This is a genomic window from Wenzhouxiangella marina, assembly GCF_001187785.1.
Lineage (GTDB): Bacteria > Pseudomonadota > Gammaproteobacteria > Xanthomonadales > Wenzhouxiangellaceae > Wenzhouxiangella > Wenzhouxiangella marina.
Window position 1 is genome coordinate 2571314 of sequence record NZ_CP012154.1, and the last position, 15034, is coordinate 2586347.

15 protein-coding genes and 1 other RNA gene are annotated in these 15034 nt (G+C 64.6%); 8 read left to right on the plus strand and 8 right to left on the minus strand.

All coding sequences use genetic code 11. The features are described from left to right. Window positions 1-10 precede the first annotated feature (10 nt). Both rpsT and WM2015_RS10885 read left to right on the plus strand, forming a co-directional pair. Window positions 11-277: a 30S ribosomal protein S20 gene (rpsT, locus tag WM2015_RS10880; RefSeq protein ID WP_049726070.1), complete on the plus strand. Its 267-nt coding sequence runs from the start codon at window positions 11-13 to the stop codon at window positions 275-277. Between the two features lie 136 nt (window positions 278-413). After that, window positions 414-836, plus strand: a complete 423-nt coding sequence (locus tag WM2015_RS10885; RefSeq protein WP_169751160.1) for a universal stress protein — start codon at window positions 414-416, stop codon at window positions 834-836. Window positions 837-854: 18 nt separating this feature from the next. Here WM2015_RS10885 and WM2015_RS10890 read toward each other — a convergent pair whose 3' ends face one another. Genes WM2015_RS10890 through WM2015_RS10900 form a run of 3 tightly spaced genes read right to left on the minus strand, consistent with a single transcriptional unit; the run spans window position 855 to window position 3048 of the window. After that, a complete protein-coding gene (locus WM2015_RS10890) occupies window positions 855-1460 on the minus strand; it encodes a lytic transglycosylase domain-containing protein (RefSeq protein WP_169751161.1) in 606 nt (201 codons plus the stop codon). A 35-nt stretch (window positions 1461-1495) separates the two neighbouring features. Next, the gene (locus tag WM2015_RS10895; protein WP_049726072.1) at window positions 1496-2254 is read right to left on the minus strand and encodes an SDR family NAD(P)-dependent oxidoreductase; all 759 of its coding nucleotides are present in this window, start codon (window positions 2252-2254) and stop codon (window positions 1496-1498) included. Window positions 2255-2289: 35 nt separating this feature from the next. Next, window positions 2290-3048, minus strand: coding sequence for a histidine phosphatase family protein (locus WM2015_RS10900; RefSeq protein ID WP_049726073.1), 759 nt, complete (start codon window positions 3046-3048; stop codon window positions 2290-2292). Between the two features lie 195 nt (window positions 3049-3243). On the opposite strand from WM2015_RS10900, the gene sbcB reads away from it, so the two are divergent. After that, on the plus strand, window positions 3244-4677 hold the full coding sequence (gene sbcB, locus WM2015_RS10905; RefSeq protein WP_049726074.1) for an exodeoxyribonuclease I: 1434 nt from the start codon (window positions 3244-3246) through the stop codon (window positions 4675-4677). Between the two features lie 294 nt (window positions 4678-4971). On the opposite strand, the gene WM2015_RS10910 is transcribed toward sbcB, so the two are convergent. Further along, window positions 4972-5247, minus strand: coding sequence for a hypothetical protein (locus WM2015_RS10910; RefSeq protein ID WP_049726075.1), 276 nt, complete (start codon window positions 5245-5247; stop codon window positions 4972-4974). Between the two features lie 224 nt (window positions 5248-5471). Between WM2015_RS10910 and WM2015_RS10915 the strand changes: the two genes are divergently transcribed. Beyond that, complete coding sequence (locus WM2015_RS10915; protein WP_049726076.1) at window positions 5472-5765, plus strand: ComEA family DNA-binding protein; 294 nt, start codon at window positions 5472-5474, stop codon at window positions 5763-5765. 66 nt (window positions 5766-5831) lie between these two features. On the opposite strand, the gene recR is transcribed toward WM2015_RS10915, so the two are convergent. The 3 genes from recR to dnaX are packed head-to-tail and all read right to left on the minus strand — an operon-like array spanning window position 5832 to window position 8477. Then, window positions 5832-6434, minus strand: coding sequence for a recombination mediator RecR (gene recR, locus WM2015_RS10920; RefSeq protein WP_049726077.1), 603 nt, complete (start codon window positions 6432-6434; stop codon window positions 5832-5834). A gap of 35 nt (window positions 6435-6469) precedes the next feature. Beyond that, on the minus strand, window positions 6470-6790 hold the full coding sequence (locus WM2015_RS10925) for a YbaB/EbfC family nucleoid-associated protein (RefSeq protein ID WP_049726078.1): 321 nt from the start codon (window positions 6788-6790) through the stop codon (window positions 6470-6472). Between the two features lies 1 nt (window position 6791). Next, window positions 6792-8477 carry a DNA polymerase III subunit gamma/tau gene (gene dnaX, locus WM2015_RS10930; RefSeq protein WP_049726079.1) on the minus strand — a complete coding sequence of 562 codons (1686 nt, stop codon included), beginning with the start codon at window positions 8475-8477 and terminating at the stop codon, window positions 6792-6794. Between the two features lie 159 nt (window positions 8478-8636). Here dnaX and ffs point away from each other — a divergent pair. Continuing rightward, an RNA gene (gene ffs, locus WM2015_RS15625) (signal recognition particle sRNA small type) lies at window positions 8637-8734 on the plus strand. Between the two features lie 415 nt (window positions 8735-9149). After that, window positions 9150-11036 carry a S8 family serine peptidase gene (locus WM2015_RS10935; RefSeq protein WP_049726080.1) on the plus strand — a complete coding sequence of 629 codons (1887 nt, stop codon included), beginning with the start codon at window positions 9150-9152 and terminating at the stop codon, window positions 11034-11036. Window positions 11037-11141: 105 nt separating this feature from the next. Here the strand turns inward: WM2015_RS10935 and WM2015_RS10940 are convergent, their stop codons facing one another. Further along, window positions 11142-12560: a M20 family metallopeptidase gene (locus tag WM2015_RS10940; RefSeq protein WP_049726081.1), complete on the minus strand. Its 1419-nt coding sequence runs from the start codon at window positions 12558-12560 to the stop codon at window positions 11142-11144. Window positions 12561-12706: 146 nt separating this feature from the next. Here WM2015_RS10940 and WM2015_RS10945 point away from each other — a divergent pair, with 146 nt between their 5' ends. Both WM2015_RS10945 and WM2015_RS10950 read left to right on the plus strand, forming a co-directional pair. Continuing rightward, window positions 12707-13258 (plus strand): LemA family protein, encoded by a 552-nt coding sequence (locus WM2015_RS10945; protein ID WP_049726082.1) that lies wholly within the window; start codon window positions 12707-12709, stop codon window positions 13256-13258. After that, entirely contained in the window at window positions 13255-15018 is a 1764-nt protein-coding gene (locus tag WM2015_RS10950; protein WP_049726083.1) for a DUF2207 domain-containing protein, read from the plus strand. The genes WM2015_RS10945 and WM2015_RS10950 overlap by 4 nt, the downstream gene beginning before the upstream one ends. The last annotated feature ends 16 nt before the right edge of the window (window positions 15019-15034 follow it).

Consider the following 15034-nt stretch of genomic DNA (forward strand, 5'->3'; position numbering starts at 1 on the left):
GGAGTAATTCGTGGCCAATAGCGTATCTGCCCGCAAGCGGGCCCGCCAGGCCGAACGGCATCGTCAGCACAACGCGTCGCTTCGTTCACACGTGCGCACCAAGATCAAGAAGGTGGTCAACGCCATCGAAGCCGGCGACAAGAAGGCAGCCGAAGAAGCTTACAAGGCGGCCGTCCCGGCCATCGACCGTTCGGTTTCGAAGGGCATTATGCATGCCAACAAGGCGTCTCGACACAAGTCTCGCCTGAACCAGCATATTCGGGGCATGAGCGCCTGAGTCTCCTGCGCGTCGGTTTCGGACTCCGGAACCGACGCCACCCCTCACTCCCCCTGCTGCATTGACGTCGGTCAAACACTCGGCGCTGGCACCCTGCTAGCCTATGAGTCGCGTCCCCATCCCGACACATTCATCGATGAGCACTCGTATTCTCGTGGGCCTGGACGGCTCGCCATCTTCGCGAAAAGCACTGGACCATGCCATTGGCTTGGCCGCTGGCGCGTCAGGCCGCTTGCATCTGGTCGCCGTTGCCTGCGGCCCCGACATCGAGATGGCCGACCCGGACGAGCGCGAGATCCTGCTCGAGCGCGCCCGACAGCGTTGCGATGAACACCTGAACACAGCGCTGGAGGCAACGCGAAGCTGCGGCCTGGAGGTTGAATCGCACCTGATGGAGGGTCAACCGGCCGAGCAGCTCCTGGGACTGGCGCGAAAACTCGGCATCGAACACATCGTCCTCGGCCATCGGCGCAAGGGTCTGTTCGAGCAGATGCTGATGGGATCGGTGGCCAAGCGGGTGGTGGATTTCGCACCCTGCACCGTGACGATCGTTCGATAGACAGCGGGCAATCGCCGATCAGCTGGATCCGCGGTAGCGCCGGTAGAGGATGTTGACGCGCCGCAGGTATTCGCGGGTTTCACTATACGGCGGCACACCGCCATGGCGCTTGACCGCATTCTCGCCGGCGTTGTAGGCCGCGATGACGCGCGTCATGTCCCGATCGAATTCGTCCTGCAGCCAGGCCAGATAGGCAACACCGGCGGTGATGTTGTCGAGCGGGTCGAAGGCATCCTCGACCCCGAAGCGCTCCTGGGTTGCCGGCATCAGCTGCATCAGACCCTGGGCACCGGAGCGAGAGACGGCTTCGGGCTGGAACCAGGACTCGGCGTGCATGATGGCGCGAATCAGGGCCTGCTCGACACCGAAGATCTCGCTGGCGGCCTGGATTTCGGCCGAGTAGGCGTCATGGCGCAGCGGCGTTTGATCCCAGTCCACCCCCTGTCGACAGGTCCCGTAACAGCCGAGATTGTGCACCCGGTAACGATTTTCGTCCGGCTTGCGGTCGGTAAATACCGTAATCCCGTTCTCGTCGGTATAGGTGTAGATCTGTGCCACCGCAGCGTCGCTGAGCATCAGCAGCGCCAGCATCAGTCCTGGCAGGAACAGCTTGGACACGTTCATGAACCCCTCGAATCGCAAAACCATGCCGGATGAAATCAGAAGCCGCCGGTCACCGACAGGCCGCCATCGGCGGTCAGTACCTGCCCCGACAGCCAGGCCGAATCCGGTCCGACCAGAAACGCCAGAACGCCCGCGATATCGGCCGGCTCGGCCAGGCGCTGCAGCGGCGTCGTGGATTCAAAATAGCGCACCATGCGCTCATCGTCCAGCAGGGCCTGAGCGAAGTCGGTCTTGACCAGGCCCGGGGCCACCGCATTGACCCGGATGCCGGCCGGGCCGAGCTCCAGCGCCAGATTGCGGACCAACTGCTCCTCGGCCGCCTTGGACATGCCGTAGACGCCGATCATCCGATTGCCGAAGCGACCGGCGATCGAGGACACCAGGGCAATGGCGGCCTGCTCGCTGGCCTGAAGATGCGGGCGTGCCAGGTGCGCCAGGCGCATGGCCCCGAACACGTTGTTGTGCATGATGACATCGAAGGCCTCTCGGTCGACCTCGCTGGAGGGCCCGTAGACCGGATTGCTCGCGGCGTTCATGATCACGCTGTCCAGGCGACCGAAATGGGTCACGGTCTTCTCGACCAGGGCGCTCAAGGCCTCTTCATGACCGATGTGGCAGGCCACGGCCAGCGCCTGACCGCCACTCGCACGGATCTGCTCGGCCACGGCGTCACAGCTGGACTGGTTGCGACTGGACACGACCACGGCGTGACCTCGCTGGGCCAGCAGTTCGGCGGTGGCGCGGCCGATGCCTCGGCTGGATCCGGTAATGATGGTCACGGGCGTGTCGGTCATGATCGTTCGGTCCTTGCGTTGGAATTCAAACAGGCTCAGGCCAGGGTGATGCGCGGATCGTCGAGGTGATTGACGCAGTTGATCCTCACGGCCTGCCAGCGGCCCTGTGCGTCCAGAGCCAGCTCGGTCAGCGATGCATTATATAAGCGGATGTTGAGGTCTCGCTGCCATGCCAGGTCGTGTCCCAGGAGCTCGGCGGTCATGGTGCTGATCACGCCCGCCGAACTGACCACCACCAGGCTGCGACCGGCGGCCAGCTCTTCCTGCCAGTTGCTCAGCGGCGAGAGCACTCGCTTCCGAAAGCCCGACCAGTCACCGTTGCCCTCGCAGATCAGCCGACCGTTCTGCCAGACCGACAGCACCTCGGGAAACCACTCGAGGAAGGTCATCAGGTAGGCCGCTGGATCCGCAAAAGCATCCTCGCCCGGCACCCGCAGGCCCAGGGACTCGGACTGCGCGACCGCACTGCCGATGAGCTGATCGACCCTGTACTCGTCGAGGGACGCGTCGATGCGGTCCGGCTCGCCCTGCTTCATCCCGGCCACCGTCTGGCGGTGCCGCTTCAGTGACCCACACCAGGTCGGCCAGTTCGCATCGTAGTCGCGACGCAGGCGCTGCCCGAGGCGCTCGGCCTGTTCTCGCCCCAGCGGCGACAGGCGATCGTAGTCGTCGGTGCCCAACGACCCCTGACCATGGCGAAGCAGCAGCAGACGCCCCGAGGAAGCGCCCGGCACCGTGGAGCGTCCCTCCACGCTGCGAGCGCGGTCCTCGCCGAATGTCACCTCGTTGCTCATGCGCGTCCCGATGTCAGTGCAAGCCAGCCAGAAAGGGGGCAATGGTACGCTGCTCCGGCCATGGCCGGGTGAAACGCGAGGCTCTGGATGGGAAGGGCGACGAGATCCCTCTGCCCCCGCCGGCGCCGGCTCACAGCACACCGAAGGGCGTCGTGGACCTGTAGGCTATAGAGAATCGGCAGATAGATCCAAGGCATGACTGAATCCAGCTTTCTCTGGCACGACTTCGAAACCTTCGGCGCGGACCCGCGCCGTGACCGGCCCGTGCAGTTCGCGGCCCTGCGGACCAACGAGGCTCTGGAGCCGATCGGCGAGCCGATCGTGGTGTACTGCCAGCCCGACCCGGACCTGCTCCCCCAGCCCCAGGCCTGCCTGATCACCGGCATCACCCCACAGCTCGCCCGTGACAAGGGCCTGAGCGAGCCGGCGTTTGCCGCCGAAATCCACGCCGCCATGAGCCAGCCGGGCACCTGCAGCGTGGGCTACAACAACTTCCGCTTCGACGACGAGGTCACTCGCTACCTCTTCTGGCGCAACTTCTACGAACCCTACGCACGCGAATACAGCAACGGCAACTCGCGCTTCGATCTGATCGACCTGATGCGCATGACCCGGGCACTCCGACCCGAAGGTCTGGAATGGGCGGATCGGGAAGACGGCATGCCAAGCTTCAGGCTGGAAGACCTGGCCGCCGCCAATGGCCTGGATACCTCCCGGGCGCATGACGCCCTGGCCGACGTCGAGGCGACCCTCGGGCTGGCCCGGGCCCTGAAGACGCAGCAACCTCGCCTCTGGCAGTGGGCTCTGAGCCTGCGTCAGAAGCACGTCGTCGCACGCCTGCTCGAGCCGCGTCAACCGCTGTTGCACAGCAGCGCTCGCTTTCCGGCCTCGCACTTCGCCACGGCGCCGATTCTGCCCCTCCTGCCCCATCCCGACTACGCCGGGCAGTGGATCGTCTGGAACCTGCAGATCGATCCGGAACCCTTCGACGGATTGAGCGTCGACGATCTGGCAGATCGACTCTGGGTGAGCCAGCAGGACCTGCCGCCCGGCGTCGAACGCCTGCCGGTCAAGCTCGTCCGAACCAATCGCTGTCCGATGCTCTCCCCGATCAACGTCCTGGACGAGGCGGCCAGGGAGCGCCTCGACATCGACCCCGGGCGGCTGGAACAGCACGCCCGCAAGCTCGCCGAGCGCCCCGAGCTGCTGGAGCGCATCCGCCGCTTGTTCAGCCAGAGCAAAAACGAGAGTCTGGCCGTCGACCCCGAGCAGGCGCTCTACGATGGTTTCGTCTCTCGCTCGGATCAGGCGCTCTACGCCAGCGTCCGGGAAGCCGACCCAGACACCCTGACGCGGCTGGGGCAACCCTTTCAGGACGATCGACTCAACGAACTGCTGTTCCGCTATCGAGCTCGCAAGTATCCCGACAGCCTGGATGAGGACGAGGCCACGCGGTGGCAGGAATTCCGGGCTCGACGCCTGTTCCACGACCCGGAACTGGCCTCGATCCAATGGCCCGGATTCGAGGCCGAAATGCACGAATTGATGCGTCAGCGACCCGACCAGCGCCCGCTGCTGGAAGCGCTGGCGGAGTGGGGACAGGCGGTCAAACTTCGCAATCCGGGCTGAAACAGAAATTCAAGCACTTAGCGCTACATCTTGAACTTCTGCTTGGGATTGTTATGCACAACTCCCTGATTGTCGATTTTGACATTTTCTTGACAGCCAAAGGCCGGCGGTTTTAGCCACGAACATCGTCAACTCACTGTTTTCAATGCCTTTTATAAAGTGGTCATTTTTTGACCAAAGCGCTCGATCGCCTTAACGGCAGACCTGCCGGAGCATCTACCCACAAACTTATCCACAGCTTTTGTGGATAATCAATGACAGCGCCCGGAACGCCTGGTTTTTCCGCCCGGAGCCTCAATTCAGGCCGCTGAATCCACCGTCACCGAGGCTGAGTTGAGCGAGTTCGAACGTGGCCGGATCGGTGCCCGCCTCGGGCATCTGTTCGCTCAGGCTTCGCTTGAGCAGGCGATCGCTGCGGGGGGACACGAACTCGACCACCTCGCCATCATCGAACTGCAGCATCAGCACGACCGGCGGCTGGCCATTGCGACCCGGGCGGGCGACCACGCCGACGATGGTCTTGCCGACGATCCGGTTGCGAAATTCTCGACTTCCGATGTTCTCTGCCATGGTGCGTTCTCCAGAGTGATTGCTCATCCTGGAATGCATTTGAACAAGCCGCCTTCTCAAAAGCTGAGAAGCTCCGAGCCCGTTCCACATGAGTCGATTTCCTACGGCGCTGCAAGCAATGCGCCCGATTCGGGCGGCCGTCCACCTTCCTAGACTGGCTCCAACGCTGAGCGAAGGCTCGGCGGAACACCCGCTAATCCGAACCTGAATCAAGGAGCAAGATCATGAACGCAATCTGCAAGCAACTCGTCGCCCTGATCCTCATCATCGGTCTGAACGGCCTGGCGTTGGCGCAGGACCCGCAACAGGTCGACATCAATACGGCCAGCGCCACGGAACTGGCCGAGGTCCTGGTCGGGATCGGCCCGTCCAAGGCCGAAGCCATCGTCGCCTACCGCGAGGCGAACGGCGCCTTCGAACACATCGATGAACTGATCAGCGTACGCGGCATCGGTCTGAGCACCGTCGACCGCAACCGGGACCGCATCCTGCTGGATTCGCCCGACGACGAGGGCTGAGCCTCTTCGACCCCGTCCGAAGCGTTCGGGCGGGGTTCGACTTCGGGGGCAGGGGCGGATCGACGATCAGCTGCCAGCCAGGGGCAGCCTCGAGGCGAAGGCGTGGGCCAGGGTCGAACGGTCCGTGTGCTCGAGCTCGCCGCCCAATGGCACACCCTGCGCCAGCCGGGAAACCCGCACGTCGTGGCGGTCCGCCATCTCCCGCAGGTAGTAGGCAGTGGCCTCCCCTTCGACCGTGGTGTTCGTGGCGATGATCAACTCTTCCACCGCCGCGTCCGACAATCGCGCCTCGAGCAGATCCAGACCGAGATCCTCGGGTCCGATCCCATCCAGCGGCGACAGCCGTCCCAACAGCACGAAATAGCGGCCATCGAACCCGGTCGCCTGCTCGATCGCAAGCACATCGGCCGGGCTCTCCACGGCGCAGATCACTCGGTCGCTGCGCCGATCGTCACGGCAGATCCGACAGTGCTCGCTGGCGGTGAAGTTCCGGCAGGACGCGCAGCGCTGGATATCACGCATGGCCGTTTCCAGGGCTCTTGCCAGACGCCGGCCGCCGTCGCGGTCACGCTCGAGCAACTCGAGCGCCATGCGCTGGGCCGAGCGCGCGCCGACACCGGGCAGACAACGCAGGGCCTCGAGGAGCTCGTCGAAGGGATCAGCGGCCATGTCTCGAATTGCCTCGGAAATCTCTGCCTCGGGTCTCAGGGCAGCGTGAACCCCGGAGGGAGCGGCAGCCCGCCGGTCAGGCCCTTGAGCTTTTCCTGGCTGGCCTGCTGGACGCGATTGACCGCGTCGTTGACTGCGGCGGCCACCAGGTCTTCGACCATTTCCCGGTCATCGGCCACTTCGGGGTCGATCGTCACCCGCTTCACCTCGTGGCGTCCCGTCATGACCACGCTGACCAGGCCACCGCCGGCCTGCCCCGTGACTTCCAGGTCACCCAGCTCGGCCTGGGCTTTCTTCATGTTTTCCTGAACTTTCTGCGCCTGCTGCATGAGCTGCGCGATATTGCCTTTCATCATCTCAATGGCTCCGTGTATCGGTGGGTCGAATGGATTCGCGAAGAATCTCGGCGTCGAAACGCTCGCAGAGTCGGCGAACCACCGGATCCTGTTCGATGGCCGCCTCTGCCTCGGTCTGGACCCGTTCGGCTTCGGTCTGTTCGATCCTGGCGGGGGTCGCGAGCTGCGTGTTCTCGGCCGCCGAAATCGTCAAGCGAACGGAACTTCCGAGCCAGGCCTCGAGGGCATTGGCCAGGGCCGATCTGAAACGGTCGGTGATGAGCATCATGTCATCGGCGGCGGCGTTGAAACTCACGGCGGGCAGATCGACTTCACGGACGACCAACAGTCCGGCCACGGTTCGCACGGAGCCATTGACCTTGAGCGCACCCAGCACCTGATGCCAGTTCTCCGGCGTCAACCGTCTTTCCACCTGACCGCTCGCGGCCGATCGCACCGGCTCCCGGACCTCGGATCGGGCCTGGGCCGGCATGTTGGAACGCTCGGTTGCCGGCGTGGGGGCCGCCACGGACCGAGGCGCCGGCGACGCGGCGGCCCCGCCTGCCCGCGCTCCGCCACCTGCCCTGGCCCCACCGCCGGCTTCAACGCCCGCCGAGGGCTCGGCCTGCCCCGGCTGAAACGCCAGCATGCGCAGGATCGTCATTTCGCAGCCGCTGCGCTCGCTCGGGGCCAGCACCAGGTCACGACGACCGGTTATCGCGATCTGGTAGAACAGCTGCACGTCCTCCGGATCGAAATGCCCGGCGAGCTCGACCAGCGCATCCCAGTCGCTGCGGCTGTCGTCCCGATAGTCCGGCAGTTGCTGGATCAGCGCCACCCGGTGCAAGGCCTCGGCCAGATCGAGCAACAGCACGCTCAGGTCGCGAGCCTGGGCAAAGACTTCGGCGATGACCTCCATGGCCGCCGCACCATCGGCCCGGGCCAGGGCGGCCAGCAGATCATGCACGTGGAGACGCTCGACGCTGCCGAGCATGTCACGGACCGCCGCCTCTTCCAGGCGCCCGCCGCCGGCAAGGGCCTGATCGAGCAGACTGAGACCATCGCGCATGCTGCCGTCCGCCGCCCGAGCCAGCAGAGCGATCGCTTCGGCATCGGCCTGCACGGATTCGGCCGCCAGGATGCGCTCCATCTGCTCACCGATCTCCTGCGGCGTGAGCCGGCGCAGGTTGAACTGCAGGCAGCGCGACAGGATGGTGACGGGGATCTTCTGGGGATCGGTCGTGGCCAGCACGAACTTGACGTGATCGGGCGGCTCTTCGAGGGTCTTCAGCAGCGCATTGAAGCTGTGCGTCGAAAGCATGTGCACCTCATCGATCAGGTACACCTTGTAGCGCCCCCGGGCCGGCGCGTACTGGACGTTGTCGAGAATCTCGCGGGTATCGTCGACCTTGGTGCGCGAAGCCGCGTCGATCTCCAGCAGATCGACGAAGCGACCTTCGTCGATCGCCACGCAATGCTCGCATTCACCACAGGGCTCGGCGCTTACACCCTCCAGACAATTCAGCGACTTGGCGAGGATGCGGGCGATCGTGGTCTTGCCGACCCCGCGCGTACCGGTAAACAGAAAGGCGTGGTGCACGCGGTCTTCGTTGAGCGAATTGCTCAGCACCTTCACGACGTGACTCTGCCCCACCAGCTCGGAAAACTGCTTGGGCCGCCATTTGCGGGCTAGAACCTGATAACTCACGGGTTTTTCGGACTCCTCGGCCGGGCGGCCGGATACGACGGGTCGGACCCGTCAAAGTGTACACGAAGGGCAGCTTCGGCCCGACCCCGGAGCATGGAACCAAGCAAACAGCGGTTGCCAGCCGGGGCCGCAGTCTGGGATAATTGCGCCCGGCGGCTCTGCCGGTCTTCCCACACCGTTTTTTTCGTGAACCCCGTCAGGCCCGGAAGGGAGCAGCGGCAGCGAAAACGGCGGGTGCTGGGGCCGGGCTGGTGGGGCCGCCATCCTTTTTTAAAGACACCAGAAGCTTCATCCGATGTGATCCAAATCACAACGGCGAGTGCGTTTTGGTCCGAAAATCACCCCCGCCGGTCCGAAAAACCCCTGTACGACCTTCGTCGTATCATCTTTTTGTGTGATCTCTATCACATTTCTGAAGCTTTTTTCTGCTGACCCCTAGAAATCCCGTGAACGTTCTGTGTATAACCCCACGGGTCGAGTTTGAGGGTCCCCTGGCGGAAGCAGGGGGAGAGATCTGGAAAAAAAGCCGTTTTTTGGGGTCGGCCATCCACGATTTCAATGCTCCGAACAGGGATTTTCACGCCCGACAACGACACCGGTTCTCGAGCCACGTCGTGATCCAAAGATCAAGGGGACTAACTGATCCAAACGATCTAACGGGAGTAACACTTGATGTCTTGGAAGACCCTTTCCTACACCCTGACGGGTGCAGCGCTGGTCGCTTGCTCGTCGATGTCTTTCGCTTACAACTATGACCAGGGCCAGCGCGCGGAATTCCGCGAAGTCGAGCGCCCGATCGCTGGTGAGTACATCGTGGTTCTGAGGGAGAGCGCCGCGAAACTTGCCTACGAACAGCGCACCAACGTGCCGTCCGTGGCCACCGTGGCCAGCACCATGGCCCGCCGCTATGGCGTTTCGCTCGACCACACCTTCTCGCACGTACTGCGTGGCTTCGTTGTCCGCGCCAGCGACAAGGCCCTGGTCAACATGCTGCTTGACGACCGCATCGCCTACATCGAAGAGAACGGCGAAGTCACCATTTCCCAGAGCCAGCAGAACAACGCCACCTGGGGCCTGGATCGCGTCGACCAGCGCGACCGTCCGCTCAACGGCACCTACATCTATGACACGAGTGCTTCGAACGTCTACACCTATATCGTCGATACCGGTGTTCGCGCCTCCCACAATGACTTCGGCGGTCGCGTGATCAGCGGCTTCACCGCGATCAACGATGGCCAGGGCTCCAATGACTGCAACGGCCACGGCACGCACGTGGCAGGCACGGTCGCCGGATCGACCTGGGGTGTGGCCAAGGCCGCCCGCATCGTTCCGGTTCGCGTGCTCGGCTGTAATGGTTCCGGCACCAACGCAGGCGTCGTCGCCGGCATGGACTGGGTCGCAGCCAACCACATCAAGCCGGCCGTGGCCAACATGAGCCTCGGTGGCGGCGCATCCACCACCACGGACAACGCCGTGGCTGGCATGCGCAACGCCGGCGTGACCGTTGTCGTTGCCGCCGGTAACGAGAACCAGAACGCCTGCAACGTGTCTCCGGCTCGCTCCTCTGCCGCCATCACCGTCGGCTCGACCACCAGCTCGGATGCTCGCTCCAGCTTCTCCAACTGGGGCAGCTGCGTCGACATCTTCGCACCGGGCAGCAGCATCACCTCGGCCTGGTACAACAGCAACTCCGCCACCAACACGATCAGCGGCACCTCGATGGCTGCCCCGCACGTGGCTGGCGTCGCTGCCCTGTACCTGGCCAGCAACCCGAACGCCAGTCCGGCCCAGGTCGAGAACGCCATCTACAACAATGGCAGCACCGGCAAGCTGAGCGGCCTGAACGGTTCGCCCAACCTGCTCGCCTACTCGCGCTTCGGTGGTGGCGATGATGGTGGTGGCAACCCGCCGCCGTCCGGCCCGACCGAACTCGAGAACGGCGTGGCTGAAAACGGTCTGTCCGGCGCCGCTGGCTCCGAGACCTTCTTCACCATCGACGTCCCGGCCGGCGCAAGCGATCTGAGCTTCCAGATGAGCGGCGGTAGCGGTGATGCCGACATGTACGTCCGCTTCGGTCAGGCACCGACCCAGTCGAGCTATGACTGCCGCCCGTACCGCAACGGCAACAACGAGACCTGCGACTTCGCCTCGCCGAGCACCGGCACCTACCACGTCATGCTCCGCGGCTACAGCAGCTACTCGAACACCAGCCTGGTCGCCAGCTACACCGTCGACACCGGCAACCCGGGCGCACCGTGCAGCAACTGTGACCAGTACTCCGGCTCCCTGTCGGGCAGCGGTCAGTCCCAGGCGCAGCCGAACGGCACCTACTACCAGACCGGTAGCGGCACGCACCGTGGCTGGCTGTCGGGCCCGAGCTCGGCTGACTTCGACCTCGAGTTCTACCGCTGGAACGGTTCCTGGCAGAAGGTCGACGAGTCGATCAGCTCGACCAGCGAAGAATTCATCGAGTACACGTCCAGCTCCGGCTACTTCTACTGGCGCGTCCGTTCCTACTCGGGCAGCGGTCCGTACGATCTGTGGCTGCAGACGCCTTGATCCTGGTCGGTCAGGCCAGCACGGCCTGACCCCTTCAGGTATCACGAAAACGCCCCGGACTCCGGGGCGTTTTCCTTTTCAGGGATCGAAAGGAAAGTGTGCGGTTCAGGCCGCCCGATCGAATTCGCGCCCGGCGTGCGCGCCCAGTACGCGGGCGACCACTTCGGTCAGGCGGCGCGCGTAGTCCAGATGCAGGAATTCGTTCGGGCCATGCGCGTTCGACTTCGGCCCCAGCACCCCGGTGATCAGGAACTGGGACTCGGGGAAGGATTCACCGAGCATGGCCATGAAGGGGATGGTTCCGCCCTCGCCCATGTACATCGCCGCCTTGCCGAACACCGCCCGCGATGCCGCCTGGCAGGCTTGATCCAGCCAGTCGGCCACCGGCGGCGCGTTCCAGCCAGTGGCCGATTGGTCGGCGACAAAACGAACCCGCGCGCCATAGGGCGGATCCGACTCGAGCACCTGCTTCATCAGTTCCGTCGCCCGGTCCCCATCCAGGGTCGGCGGAAGGCGCAGAGACAGCTTCAGCGCGGTGCCCGGTCGCAGCACATTGCCCGCCGAGCCGATGTCCGGCAGGCCGGCGGCACCGGTGACCGCCAGGGCGGCGCGCCAGTTCCTGTTGAGCAATCGCTCGAGGGAATCCTGGCCAACGGGCCCGGCCCCTTCGACCCAGGGATAGGCCTGATGGATGCCCTCACCGAGGGCGTCGGCCACCGCCGCCAGCTGCGCTCGGCGCTGCTCGGGAATCTCGACGGAAAAGCCCTCGGGCAGGATGGCGCCCGTGGACTCGTCTTCGAGCCTGGAGAGCAGCTGACGGGCAATCCGGAAGCTCGACGGCACGATGCCCGAGGCATAACCGGAATGGACACCCTCTTCCAGGATGTCGACCTCGAGCGAACCCGCGGCCATTCCACGCAGCGACGTCGTGATCCAGAGCTGCTCGTAATTGCCGGCGCCCGAGTCCAGGCAGACGACCAGTGAGGGCGTTCCGATGCGCTCGTCCAGATGCTCGATGTACGCGGGCAGATCGTAGCTGCCCGATTCTTCACAAGCCTCGATCAGGATCACGAATCGTGCATGGGGTCGACCCTCGGCCTGGAGCGCTCGAATCGCTGCCAGAGAGGCATAGGCCGCGTAGCCGTCGTCCGCCCCGCCTCGACCGTACAATCGCCCATCCCGGATGACCGGCTCCCAGGGCCCGAGGCCCTCGGCCCAACCCGTCATTTCCGGCTGCTTGTCCAGATGTCCGTAGAGCAGGACCGTATCTTCAACGGTTCCCGGGACCTCCATGAAGATCACCGGCGTGCGCTCGCCCAGGCGAAGCACCTCCACGCTCAAGCCTTCGATCGGCTGCTCCCGGCACCAGCGGGCGATGTGTTCGACCGCCTCGTCGATGTAACCGTGTCGCGCCCAGTCCGGATCGAAATGCGGCGACTTGGCGGGGATGCGAATGTAGTCGACAAGCTCCGGCGTGATGCTCTGTGCCCATTGTTCCCGGATCAGTCGTTCGGCCTTGTCCATGCGATTGCCTCCTGTGCGTGCAGCAGCCGTGATCTCTGCCCATGGTACTGGCGAGCCGGATTGGCCGCCATAGTCCGTTGGGCATGGGCATACGGGCACTAACGACTGGTATATTGAGCGCGGGATGAACGAGGGTCACCGTGCGAATGGAATGGATCATTGGACTGGCACTGGCCGCCCTGCTCGCCTGGGCGATCTGGACCTACAACCGCCTGGTCATGCGCCGCAATCGCGTCGCCACGGCCTGGTCGGACGTCGATGTGCAGCTGACCCGGCGCCATGACCTGGTGCCCAATCTGGTCAAGGTCGTGCGCGCCTACGCAGGCCACGAGAAGGACACGCTGGAGGAAGTCACGCGCCTCCGCAGCGAAGCCGTGAGCACCGACAGCCCGGCCCGCCTCGGGCAGATCGAGAACGATCTCGAACAGCTCCTGAGCCGGCTGCTGGTATTGAAGGAGAACTATCCGGACCTGAAGGCCAGCGACAATTTCATTCAGCTCAGCGAGCAGCTGGTCGAGGTCGAGGACCACCTGCAGTACGCGCGCCGCTACTACAACGGTGCCGTCCGCGATCTCAACACCCAGATCGCCCAGTTTCCGGACCTGATCATCGCGCGCGCCATGGGTTTCAAGGAGGCCGAGTTCTACCGAGCCGATGCAGGGCATCGGGCGTCCGTGTCGGTCGGAGCCCTGTCATGATGGCCCGGGCGCTCCAGAGCCTGCTTCTCGCCCTGCTCCTCGCCCTGCCCGGGACCCGGGCGCAGGCTCAGCAGGCGGACTTCGAACGCATCCTGTCCTATCACAGCGACATCGAGATCCAGGCCGACGCCAGCGTCATCGTCACGGAAGAAATCCGGGTGCGCTCGCTTCAGGATCGCATCCGACGCGGCATCTACCGGGACTTTCCGACCCGCTACCGGGACCGCTACGGCAACCGGGTGCGCGTCGCTTTCGAGGTGCTTGAGGTGCTGCGCGACGGTCGCCCCGAGCCCTGGTTCACCGAACACCTGTCGAACGGAATTCGGGTCAACACCGGCAACGATGACTTCCTGCCCGGTTCGGGCGACTACACCTTCACCATCCGCTACCGGACCACTCGTCAGATCGGCTTCTTCGAAGACCACGACGAGCTGTACTGGAACGTGACGGGCCTGGGCTGGGCCTTCTCGATCGACAAGGCCAGCGCCCGGGTCCGCCTGCCCGCCCCCGTCCCGGCCGCCGACATGCGCCTCGACGCCTACACGGGTCCGGAGGGCTCGACTGCCTCCAACGCCACAGCCAAGGTCACTGAACCGGGTGTGGCCGAGTTCCAGACCACCCGGCTGCTGCTGAGCGGCCATGGCCTGACCATCGCAGTCGGTTTCCCCAAGGGTCTGGTCGAGGCGCCCACCGGCTGGGATCGACTGAAGTGGTTGTTGATCGACAATCGCGCCATCCTGGTCCTGCTGCTCGGCATGATCGGCATTCTGATCTTCTACTGGCGCTCCTGGCTCCAGAAGGGCCGCGGCCCGGCCGCGGGCGTCATCGTCACGCAGTACGAGCCGCCGGAAAGCTTCTCCCCGGCCGGCCTGCGCTACGTGATGAAGGAGCGCTACGACCAGAAGGCCTTCACCGCCGACCTGGTCGCCCTGGCGGTCAAGGGCCGCCTGAGCATCGAGCGCGAGAATCGCCTGCTCGGTGACCGCTGGAGCCTGATCAAGCAACAGCCCGAAACCCCGACCGAGCTGCCGCCGACCGAGGAAGCCCTGAACACGGCTCTGTTTCTGGACGGCCCGACCGTCGAACTGAAGAAGAGCAGCGAGACCGCCACCCGGATGCAGAAGGTCCTGAAAGCACACAAGCAGGCCCTGCACGCAAGGTACAAGGGCCGCTACATCGAGCCCAACACCAGCACGGTCGTCACCGGCTGGGTCGCGTCGATCGCCCTGGGCATCGTCAGCTTCATTCTGTCGGTCGGTGGCGGCGCACCCCTGGTGATGGGCGGCCTGGCCGTGCTGCTGGGAATCAACATATTGTTCAGCTTTCTGATGCCGGCCCCGACCGAAGAAGGCCGCAAGCTTCGCGACCGCACCGAAGGCCTGAAGCGCTACCTGAGCGTCGCGGAAAAGGAGGAGCTCAGCCGCCTGGAGCACCGCAGTGGCGACGAGCCTTCATTGACCCCGGAACGCTACGAGGCCCTGCTGCCCTTCGCCATGGCCCTGGAAGTCGAATCGGCCTGGACCGACAAGTTCACTCGCGCCGTGGGCGAGTCCGTGGCCGAACAGACCCAGCAGAACCTCCGCTGGTACAGCGGTTCGGGGGCGGCCGCCGGCAGCCTGAGTGCGATGAGCCAGTCCCTGAGCAGCGGCCTGTCCTCGAGCATTTCTTCCGCTTCGACCCCACCGGGCAGCAGCTCGGGCGGAGGTGGTGGCGGATTCTCCGGCGGCGGTGGCGGCGGCGGTGGTGGCGGCGGGCGCTGAGCCCGCCCCCTCTTGC

Coding starts and splice junctions, on each gene's coding strand:
- WM2015_RS10895 (WP_049726072.1), bottom strand. CDS start 2,254: ATGACCGACACGCCCGTGACCATCATTACCGGATCCAGCCGAGGCATC.
- WM2015_RS10910 (WP_049726075.1), bottom strand. CDS start 5,247: ATGGCAGAGAACATCGGAAGTCGAGAATTTCGCAACCGGATCGTCGGC.
- WM2015_RS10885 (WP_169751160.1), top strand. CDS start 414: ATGAGCACTCGTATTCTCGTGGGCCTGGACGGCTCGCCATCTTCGCGA.
- recR (WP_049726077.1), bottom strand. CDS start 6,434: ATGGCCGCTGATCCCTTCGACGAGCTCCTCGAGGCCCTGCGTTGTCTG.
- WM2015_RS10890 (WP_169751161.1), bottom strand. CDS start 1,460: ATGAACGTGTCCAAGCTGTTCCTGCCAGGACTGATGCTGGCGCTGCTG.
- WM2015_RS10925 (WP_049726078.1), bottom strand. CDS start 6,790: ATGATGAAAGGCAATATCGCGCAGCTCATGCAGCAGGCGCAGAAAGTT.
- sbcB (WP_049726074.1), top strand. CDS start 3,244: ATGACTGAATCCAGCTTTCTCTGGCACGACTTCGAAACCTTCGGCGCG.
- WM2015_RS10940 (WP_049726081.1), bottom strand. CDS start 12,560: ATGGACAAGGCCGAACGACTGATCCGGGAACAATGGGCACAGAGCATC.
- WM2015_RS10945 (WP_049726082.1), top strand. CDS start 12,707: ATGGAATGGATCATTGGACTGGCACTGGCCGCCCTGCTCGCCTGGGCG.
- WM2015_RS10935 (WP_049726080.1), top strand. CDS start 9,150: ATGTCTTGGAAGACCCTTTCCTACACCCTGACGGGTGCAGCGCTGGTC.
- WM2015_RS10900 (WP_049726073.1), bottom strand. CDS start 3,048: ATGAGCAACGAGGTGACATTCGGCGAGGACCGCGCTCGCAGCGTGGAG.
- WM2015_RS10915 (WP_049726076.1), top strand. CDS start 5,472: ATGAACGCAATCTGCAAGCAACTCGTCGCCCTGATCCTCATCATCGGT.
- WM2015_RS10950 (WP_049726083.1), top strand. CDS start 13,255: ATGATGGCCCGGGCGCTCCAGAGCCTGCTTCTCGCCCTGCTCCTCGCC.